This is a genomic window from Burkholderia sp. FL-7-2-10-S1-D7, assembly GCF_001524185.1.
GTDB lineage: Bacteria > Pseudomonadota > Gammaproteobacteria > Burkholderiales > Burkholderiaceae > Burkholderia > Burkholderia diffusa.
In genome coordinates this window covers 1-8975 of record NZ_LOWY01000067.1, presented here as the reverse complement: position 1 = coordinate 8975, position 8975 = coordinate 1, and the positions used below count along the sequence as shown (strand labels likewise).

At 65.5% G+C, this 8975-nt stretch carries 9 protein-coding genes; 4 read left to right on the top strand and 5 right to left on the bottom strand.

What is annotated here, in order from left to right:
* Positions 1-159: 159 nt before the first annotated feature.
* The 5 genes from WS75_RS20355 to WS75_RS20330 all read right to left on the bottom strand — a co-directional run bounded on the left by WS75_RS20355 (position 160) and on the right by WS75_RS20330 (position 6894).
* Entirely contained in the window at positions 160-897 is a 738-nt protein-coding gene (locus tag WS75_RS20355; RefSeq protein WP_059682550.1) for a glycine zipper 2TM domain-containing protein, read from the bottom strand.
* A 344-nt stretch (positions 898-1241) separates the two neighbouring features.
* Positions 1242-2768: a lysine--tRNA ligase gene (gene lysS, locus WS75_RS20350; RefSeq protein ID WP_059535844.1), complete on the bottom strand. Its 1527-nt coding sequence runs from the start codon at positions 2766-2768 to the stop codon at positions 1242-1244.
* A gap of 75 nt (positions 2769-2843) precedes the next feature.
* A protein-coding gene (gene prfB / locus WS75_RS20345) for a peptide chain release factor 2 (protein ID WP_156429838.1) occupies positions 2844-3948 on the bottom strand; the annotation gives its coding sequence in 2 pieces (ribosomal slippage) (positions 2844-3866 and positions 3868-3948; 1104 coding nt in all).
* 161 nt (positions 3949-4109) lie between these two features.
* The gene (gene recJ / locus WS75_RS20335) at positions 4110-5807 is read right to left on the bottom strand and encodes a single-stranded-DNA-specific exonuclease RecJ (protein WP_059682548.1); all 1698 of its coding nucleotides are present in this window, start codon (positions 5805-5807) and stop codon (positions 4110-4112) included.
* A 10-nt stretch (positions 5808-5817) separates the two neighbouring features.
* Complete coding sequence (locus WS75_RS20330; protein ID WP_059682545.1) at positions 5818-6894, bottom strand: hypothetical protein; 1077 nt, start codon at positions 6892-6894, stop codon at positions 5818-5820.
* 480 nt (positions 6895-7374) lie between these two features.
* Here WS75_RS20330 and WS75_RS20325 point away from each other — a divergent pair, with 480 nt between their 5' ends.
* Genes WS75_RS20325 through WS75_RS33735 form a run of 4 tightly spaced genes read left to right on the top strand, consistent with a single transcriptional unit; the run spans position 7375 to position 8901 of the window.
* A complete protein-coding gene (locus tag WS75_RS20325; RefSeq protein WP_059682543.1) occupies positions 7375-7602 on the top strand; it encodes a ribbon-helix-helix protein, CopG family in 228 nt (75 codons plus the stop codon).
* A 2-nt stretch (positions 7603-7604) separates the two neighbouring features.
* On the top strand, positions 7605-8126 hold the full coding sequence (locus WS75_RS20320; protein ID WP_059682541.1) for a hypothetical protein: 522 nt from the start codon (positions 7605-7607) through the stop codon (positions 8124-8126).
* Complete coding sequence (locus WS75_RS20315; protein WP_059682539.1) at positions 8126-8755, top strand: HK97 family phage prohead protease; 630 nt, start codon at positions 8126-8128, stop codon at positions 8753-8755. The genes WS75_RS20320 and WS75_RS20315 overlap by 1 nt, the downstream gene beginning before the upstream one ends.
* A gap of 2 nt (positions 8756-8757) precedes the next feature.
* Complete coding sequence (locus WS75_RS33735) at positions 8758-8901, top strand: hypothetical protein (RefSeq protein WP_156429836.1); 144 nt, start codon at positions 8758-8760, stop codon at positions 8899-8901.
* Positions 8902-8975: the final 74 nt, after the last annotated feature.

Genomic DNA, 8975 nt, shown 5'->3' with positions numbered 1-8975 from the left:
CCGCTTGATCCCTTGCTCCATTTGGCACCTCTTCGTTTCGGCGAAAAAGTGTCAACCTATTTCAGGACGGGTCACGCAAAAAAGAAAAGGCTCGTGATGCTTCACGAGCCTTTTTCATTTCCGGCACGGCGCAAGGGCTGCCCGGCGATGCGTCAGGCGTCAAGCGCCGACCAGCGTGCCGTTCTCGATCCGCACGCGCTGGCCCTGGCCGAACGGCGGCGGGTTGTGGTACGTGAACGTGCGCGTCGCGCCGCTTTCCATCTGGACCTGTACCTGGTAGTCGGTTTCCGCGCGCACCTGCTTCTCGACCTGATTGCCGGCGAGACCGCCGCCGAGCGCGCCGATGATCGTCATCGCGGTGCGGCCGTTGCCGTGACCGAACTGGTTGCCGAGCAGGCCGCCGGCCGCTGCGCCGCCGACCGCACCGATCCCCGAACTCTGACCCGGCGTACGCGTCTGCGTGATCGCGACGACCGTGCCGCAGGTCTGGCAATAGGCCGGCTGCGCGGGCGCGGACGGCTGCTGCGCGTATTGCGGCGGTTGCGGCGCCGGCGTATGGCGGTGGTGCGTGGCTGCCGGGCGCGGCGCGGGCTTCGGTTCGACCTGCGCTGCCTTCTCGGCAGCAGCCTTCTGCTGCGCGGCCTGTTCGGCTGCCTGCTGCTGCGCTTGCGCGGCGAGCGCGGCGCTGGCTGCAGCGGCCGTATCGACGGCCGGCTGCGATGCGATCAGCGCGGCCTGGGTCTGGCCGTTCTGCGCGTTATTGCTGTTGGCCTTCGGGAAGATGCCCGTGATCGCTGCGGTGGCCGCGAGGCTCGCGACGATCACGGCGCCTGCCGCGGTCGCGATAAGCGGGTGGAGGCGTTGTTTTTGCGGGGTGGTTTGATTCTGGTTGTCCATTTTGTTCTCCGGTGTCGACCCGGCTTCGCTCGTTGGCGCTGGCCGGATCCCACGCTCGGGAGCGAGCAGACTTGGCGTTCCGGCGCCGCGTTCTGGTCCCGTGGTCATGCGTGGTGACGCAACAGGAGTGTCGTCCACGGGCGAGGGGCGCACCGTATCAAGGTGTAACGAATTGCAGCGGGAAGCGGGCAGGCGTTATCGGGAAAACCCGGAGAAGGCCGTCGCGACGAGGGGATAAAACGGGGGAGGATCGAAAGCCGGCGAACGCCGGCGAGCGGGATTTACGCGTGGTTACAAAGCTGACGAGTGCGCCGCGAGGCGCGGCGCACGCAGGGGCTCAGCCGTCAGTCTTCGCGGCGCAGGTGCGGGAACAGCAGCACGTCGCGAATCGTCGGGCTGTCGGTCAGCAGCATCACGAGACGGTCGATGCCAATCCCGCAACCACCCGTCGGCGGCATCCCGTGTTCGAGCGCGCGGATGTAGTCGGCGTCGAAGAACATCGCTTCCTCATCGCCTGCATCCTTCTGCTCGACCTGCTTCTTGAAGCGCGCGGCCTGGTCTTCCGGATCGTTCAGCTCCGAGAACCCGTTCGCGATCTCGCGGCCGGTCATGAACAGTTCGAAACGCTCGGTAATGCCCGGCACCGTATCCGATGCGCGTGCGAGCGGCGACACCTCGACCGGGTAGTCGATGATGTAGGTCGGCTCCCACAGCTGCGATTCGGCGGTTTCCTCGAACAGCGCGAGCTGCAGCGCGCCGATGCCGGCGTTCAGGAAGGCCGGCTGCGACACGTCCACGCCTAGGCGCTTCAGTTCGGAGCGCAGGAACGCGTCGTCCGACAGCTGGCCGTCGGTGTACTGCGGCGCGTACTTCTGGATCGCCTGCGTGATCGTCAGGCGGTGGAACGGCTTCGCGAGGTCGAGCTCGCGGCCCTGGTACTGGATCGTCGCGGTGCCGAGCGCATCGATCGCCGCCTGGCGGATCAGCTGCTCGGTGAAGTCCATCAGCCAGCGGTAGTCGGTGTACGCGGCGTAGAACTCCATCATCGTGAATTCCGGGTTGTGGCGCGGCGACACGCCTTCATTCCGGAAGTTGCGGTTGATCTCGAACACGCGCTCGAAGCCGCCGACGATCAGGCGCTTCAGGTACAGCTCCGGCGCGATGCGCAGGAACATCTGCATGTCGAGCGCGTTGTGGTGCGTGACGAACGGCTTCGCCGCGGCACCGCCCGGGATCGGGTGCAGCATCGGCGTTTCGACTTCCATGAAGTCGGCGTTGTCCATGAACTTGCGGATCGACGCGATGGTCTTGGTGCGCGCGCGGAACGTGTCGCGCGTTTCCGGCGTGACGATCAGGTCGACGTAGCGCTGGCGGTAGCGCATTTCCTGGTCGGCGAGGCCGTGGAACTTGTCCGGCAGCGGACGCAGCGCCTTCGACAGCAGGCGCAGCTCCTTGCACTGGACCGACAGCTCGCCCTTGTTGGTGCGGAACAGCACGCCGCGTGCGGCGACGATGTCGCCGAGGTCCCACTTCTTGAATGCGTCGTAGGTTTCCGCGCCGACGTCGTTCGGCGTCACGAAGAACTGGATCTGACCCGAACCGTCCTGCACCGTCGCGAAGCTCGCCTTGCCCATCACGCGCTTGAGCATCATGCGGCCGGCGACCGACACCTCGACCGGGTTCGCCTCGAGCGCGGCCTTGTCCGAGTCGGCGAATTTCGCCTGGAGATCGGCGGCGTGATGCGTCGGCCGGAAATCGTTCGGATAGGCGACGCCTTGCTCGCGCAATGCGCGCAGCTTCTCGCGGCGCTCGGCGATGATCTGGTTTTCGTCCGCCGCGACGGCGGGCTGCGTTTGGGTCGGTTCGGTCATGATGGTCGGAATTCGGAGTGGGTGCGGCAACGCAACGGGAAGGGCGGCGCGACCGGAGAGGCCGCGCCGCGGCGCTTACACGCCCTGTTTGAGGCTCGCGCTGATGAAGTCGTCTAGATCGCCGTCGAGCACGGCTCGCGTGTTGCTCATTTCGACGTTCGTACGGAGGTCCTTCACGCGGCTCTGGTCGAGCACGTACGAGCGGATCTGGTGGCCCCAGCCCACATCGGTCTTGCTCGATTCGAGCTTGTCCTGCTCGGCCTGGCGCTTGCGCATTTCGGCTTCGTACAGGCGCGACTTCAGCATGGCCATCGCTTCGGCACGGTTGCGGTGCTGCGAGCGGTCGTTCTGGCACTGCACGACGATGCCGGTCGGCATGTGCGTGATCCGCACCGCCGAGTCGGTCTTGTTGATGTGCTGGCCGCCCGCGCCCGAGGCGCGGTACGTGTCGATGCGCAGGTCGGCCGGGTTGACCTCGACTTCGATCGAGTCGTCGATTTCCGGATACACGAACACCGACGAGAACGACGTGTGGCGGCCGCCCGACGAGTCGAACGGCGACTTGCGCACGAGGCGGTGAATGCCCGTTTCGGTGCGCAGGAAGCCGTATGCGTATTCGCCCGTGACCTTGACCGTCGCGTTCTTGATGCCGGCGACGTCGCCGTCGGACTCTTCGAGCACTTCGGCCTTGAAGCCCTTGCGCTCGCAGTAGCGCAGGTACTGGCGCAGCAGCATCGACGCCCAGTCGCACGCCTCGGTGCCGCCGGCGCCGGCCTGGATGTCGATGAAGCAGTTGTTCGGGTCGGCCGGGTTCGAGAACATCCGGCGGAATTCGATGTCGCCGACGCGTGCTTCGAGCTTCTTCGCGTCGTCTTCGGATGCGATGAGGGTGTCTTCGTCGCCTTCCTCGCGTGCCAGCTCGAACAGGTCGAGCGCATCGCGCAGGTCGCTATCGAGCGCCGTCAGCGTCGTGACGACGCCTTCGAGCAGCTTCTTCTCGCGGCCGAGTGCCTGGGCGTTCTTCGAATCGTTCCAGACGTTCGGGTCTTCGAGTTGCTTGTTGACTTCGGTCAGACGCGCAGCTTTGGCGTCGTAGTCAAAGATACCCCCGAAGCTCGCCCGCGCGCGTGCGCAGGTCGAGCAGGGAGCTTTCGATCGCGTTGAGACGTTCCGCTTCCATGATCGTTCGCTATTCTTGCTTCGTAAAAAAGCGGAATTATAGCCGATCGGCGGGGTTTCCCGGTGACGCGGAACGTGCTTGCATGCGCGCCGCGGCCGCGTTCGGCGCGGCGCGCATGCGGCCCGCGAGTGCCGCGGGCCGGTTGGCCGGGCCGGCGGCGTTCAGCCGGCCGCGTGTTCGACGATCAGCTGGACGCGCGTCACGCCGTTCCACGCGTCGGCCACGAGGCGGTACGCGATCAGCGCGCTCGCAGGCAGCGGCTCGGTGTGATTGAACCAGATCGCGTTGAAGCGCTGGCGGCCGCGCGCCAACTGCAGCTTCAGGTGCTTTTCCTTCACGAGCGACTGCGATACGACGTCGAATTCGCCGGAGAAAAGCGGGGCCGGAAAACCCTGGCCCCAGACGGCTTCGTCGAGCAGCCCGACGAACTGCGGCGTGAAATACGCTTCCTCGAGTTCGCCGTCGGTCTCGATCACGCGCGCCAGCGCGTCGTCGGACAACCACTCGCGCGCGACGGCCTCGAACGCGGCCGCGAAGCGCGGCACGTTGTCGGTGTCGAGCGTGAGGCCGGCCGCCATCGCGTGGCCGCCGAACGCGACGATCAGGTCGGGTTCGCGCTTCGACACCAGGTCGAGTGCATCGCGCAGGTGGAAGCCGGGAATCGAACGGCCCGAACCTTTGACCCGCGTGCCGGCTTCGTCCGCATGCGCGAACGTGAACGACGGGCGATGGAACTTCTCCTTGAGCCGCCCGGCGACGATGCCGATCACGCCCTGGTGCCATTCGGGGTTGAACAGCGTGATCGTGCATGCGTCGGCCGGATCGACGTCGGCGAGATCGGCGAGCGCCTGCTGCTGCATGCCGGCCTCGATCTCGCGGCGCTCGCGGTTCATCGTGTCGAGCTGTTGCGCGAGGTCCCATGCGCGGCCGATGTCGTCGGTGATCAGGCACTCGATGCCGAGCGACATGTCCGAGAGCCGCCCGGCGGCGTTCAGGCGCGGGCCGAGGCCGAAGCCGAGGTCGAAGCCCGATGCGGTGCGCGCCTCGCGGCCGGCCGCGCGGAACAGCGCGGCGATGCCCGGCTGCATGCGGCCGTTGCGGATGCGCTGCAGCCCCTGCGCGACGAGCACGCGGTTGTTGCCGTCGAGTCGCACCACGTCGGCGACGGTGCCGAGCGCGACGAGGTCGAGCAGTCCGTCGAGGCGGGGTTCGGCCTCCTTGCTCGCGAATGCGCCGCGGCGGCGCAGCTCGGCGCGCAGCGCGAGCAGCACGTAGAACATCACGCCGACGCCGGCGATGTGCTTGCTCGGGAACGCGCAGCCGGGCTGGTTCGGGTTGACGATCGCGCGCGCGGCGGGCAGCGCGTCGCCGGGCAGATGGTGGTCGGTGACGAGCACATCGATGCCGCGCGCGTTCGCGGCTTCGACACCCGCGACGCTCGCGATCCCGTTGTCGACGGTGATCAGCAGGTCGGGCTTGCGTGCGGCCGCGAGTTCGACGATTTCGGGCGTGAGCCCGTAGCCGTATTCGAAGCGGTTCGGCACCAGGTAGTCGATCTGCGCGCCGAACATCCGCAGGCCACGCACCGCGACTGCGCAGGCGGTTGCGCCGTCGCAGTCGTAGTCGGCGACGACCAGCAGGCGCCGCTTGTCGGCGATCGCGTCGGCAAGCAGCGCCGCGGCGTCCGCGCAGCCTTTCAGTTCGGTGGGCGGGACGAGGCGCGCGAGGGTCGTCTCGATGTCGGTCGGGGATTGCACGCCGCGCGACGCATACAGGCGCGCGAGGACGGGATGCAGGCCGTGGCGCGCGAGCGCTTCGGCGTCGGCGGGCGCGACGGGGCGGGTAACGATCCGGGTCATACAGGTCGGGTTATTCGAACAGGGACGCCAGCGCGCGGCGGCGCCAGAACTTGCGCAGGTCGCCGCGCGTCGCGTGCAGTGTCACGGAGCTGGTGTCGCCGCACAGCGTGAAATCGACGCCGGCCAGCTCGCCGTTCTGCAGCGCGGCGAGGGACGGCGCGAACCAGTCGCGCTCGAGCGCGGCGAGCGCATCGTGCCAGCGTGACCAGTCCTGCTCGATGTACGGGGCGGACAGTGTGGGCAGCTCGACGAGCGTCGCGCCGGCGGCGGCGGGCAGTGCGTCGAATGCGGCCGGCACGGCGCCGGCTTCGGTTTGCGCCGCGCGCGCGAGGCCGAGCGCCGCGGGCGACGCGGACAGCACGCGTGCGAACGGCTTGCCGACCGGCTTCAGCGTGCCTTGCGCATGGAACCAGATCGAATTGACGGCGGGCAACCCGCGCGCTTCGCGCGCTTCGTTCACCGGATGCTGAAACCACGCCATCTGCACTTCGTTCTGCAGCTTCATCCACATCCGCGAGCGTTCGCCGGTGTGTGCCTCGTGCGGCAGCCAGATCTCGATGTTGCGGCCGCTCGCGCGCAGCGGCGCTGCGCCGGCGAGGCGGGCGAACTGCTCGCTGGACAGGTACCAGCGCGCTGGCTGCGGCGCCTCCAGTCGCACGCCGAGCTCCTCGATCAGCGGGCGCGCGACTGCCAGCAAGGCGGCCGCGTCGCCGTCGTCGAGCGCGAGGCTCGCCGGGTCGACGAGCACGAGGTGATCGTGCGCGATTTCGACATGCACGGGCTCGACGCACGCCCAGGCCTGGGTACCCGGGTCGCCGCCGTCCGCCAGCAGCATGTAGGGTGCGAGCGGCGCCTCGTCGGCGGCGCTGCCCTGGGTCGCGCCGAACTGGCGGGCCAGCCAGCGCTCGTGCGGCAGCGTGCGCTGGAAGTCCTCGCCTGCCACGCGCTCGACGAGGCTCGCGCGGGCGAGCAACTTTTCGAGCGCGGGGCTGTCCAGCGTGTGCAGGGACGAGGCCGCATCGGCTGCCGACGGCAGCGCGAACGGAACGAGAAAATGGAGGCGTCGGTCGTGCATGATGGTGCGCATTGTATGGCAAACCTACGCACCCTTAAAAATCAAGGACTTATAAGCGGGGCTGTAGCAGCCGGTACAGGTTGGTGTTACAGCGGAATACAGGTGCAGATGGTAGCACGCGACCTATTCCCCGAGGCGGGTTGTTCTAGTTTCCCCCACAGTACTAGCGAGGCTAGGAAAGTTATCCACAGGCCGCTCTAGTTCCGACGCCGTACTAGAGGGAGCACGCCCTACAGCGGCCGTTCTAGCTCGGCCCCGTGCTAGAGGGGAGTCGTTATCCATAGGCCGCTCTAGTTCCCCCTGAGTACTAGAGGGAGCGCGCCCGAGTTATCCACAGGCGCGGCTAGTTCCCGGACTGTACTAGAGAGGCGTGGCGGTAGCTCGGCTCAGACTGCGGGTGCATGCCTGCACACCTCATCATGCGACTAGCCCACTCCCCGGGGTTGGTCGGTTTTCGTCACTACTTTTGCAAAGTTATTAAGGACTACGAATATGAAGCCTACTCAAACTGCCAACGGCCTGCCGGCCGAGCATCCGATTTCCGTGCGCGTCGACAAAGAGACGTGGCGTGCGCTCCGTGTCATTGCGGCGGAAAACGACACAACGATGTCGGAAATGCTCCGCAAGTACGCAGAGACTACGGTGGCACGGAATAAAGCCATCACCACGGGCGGTGCGCAGTTCGCTACGAATCGACGTATCGCCGCCGTCGAGAAATAAGCATGAAGAACTTTCTTGACAAGATTCTTCGCAAAGCCACCAACACGCATAAGGAACAAAACATGATCGACCAAGCAACTGTCGCACAAGCCCGCGCCGTACATTTCACGCATCACGCGACTAGCGACTACGAGAACGCAAGCAGCTACACCGCAGATGTGGCCGCACGTTGTGTCGCAATCTATCGGGATAGGGTGGCGGCGGCACTTGCATATAGTGGCCCCTCGTACGCGGCAGTATGTGCGGACCTTGAGGCCACGCACGCAGAAGCAGTGCGCGTAGCGGAAGAACTGCGTAGCACTGAGACGGAGTTGCATAGTCGCTATGGTGCTTCTGCGGACCCGTCGATGACGATTGATGCAACGCTTGTCGCTAAGCGGAATGCGGCGTCCCGAAAGCTAGGCGAGCTGAAACAACGAGTTTCACAGCTTCAGCTAGAGGTTACTCAGGCTGCGGCGCATGAGCAGGCCAAGCGGGGTATCGTCCAGGTTCTCGGCCAACTGCTCGGCTCAGAGGGCAAGTAATGGCTCGTATCCTTACCGGCTACGCTACTACGATCGATGTTGATAAGGTCGGCGATATTGTCGACCCTAAAGGCGTCGTGTTTGACAGGCTCCCGCTCCCGCTGCTTGGCGGCCACAAGCACGACCAACCCATCGGAAAAGTAATCTCCGCAAAGAAGGATTCCAAAGGTGTACTAATAACGGCCCACCTGATCCCGGCGGGCCAAAGTACGCTTGCTGACAATTGGGCCGCAGCGGCTAGGTTTGGCGCTGCGGCGGCATTTAGCATCGGATTCCGGCCTCTCGACGGTAATCCCAACAACCACGGCGGTAAGACCTTTACGGCCTCCTCGGTGCACGAGGTTTCACTAGTGCCGTGTCCGTGTAACACGGCCTGTGTTGCCAAATACTCCGAGACGCCGGACGAGGTGGGCGCTACCGCGAGCGCAAAGCCGCAGCCGGCCAAGCCGAGCAAAGCGCCTGAGGCGACAAAGCGGGCCAACGAGGCCGAGCTTAAGCGACTCTCCGGCGTACATCGAATTCTCCTGTCTACCCTGGTAGACGGCACGCTGAAGCAGAGCGATTGGGGGAAGGTATGGGGAAACCTCAAGGAAGTCCGAGAAAAAATTAACCACCTCAAAGGGGAATAAACATGATCGACGCATACCTGCAAATGGGCCTCACTGATAAGGCAAACATGACGAGCGCGGCGTTGCGTAAGGCAGCTATCGAAGCCGCCGGTCCGGCTAGCAACATGGGCCATTCGGTGAGCATTACGGTTAAGGACGCAGCCTGACCTGCGGCGGAATTTTGTAGCCAGTCAGGCAGTGAGTCTCGCGTCGATATTATCGGAATCCAGCCAGGCTCGAC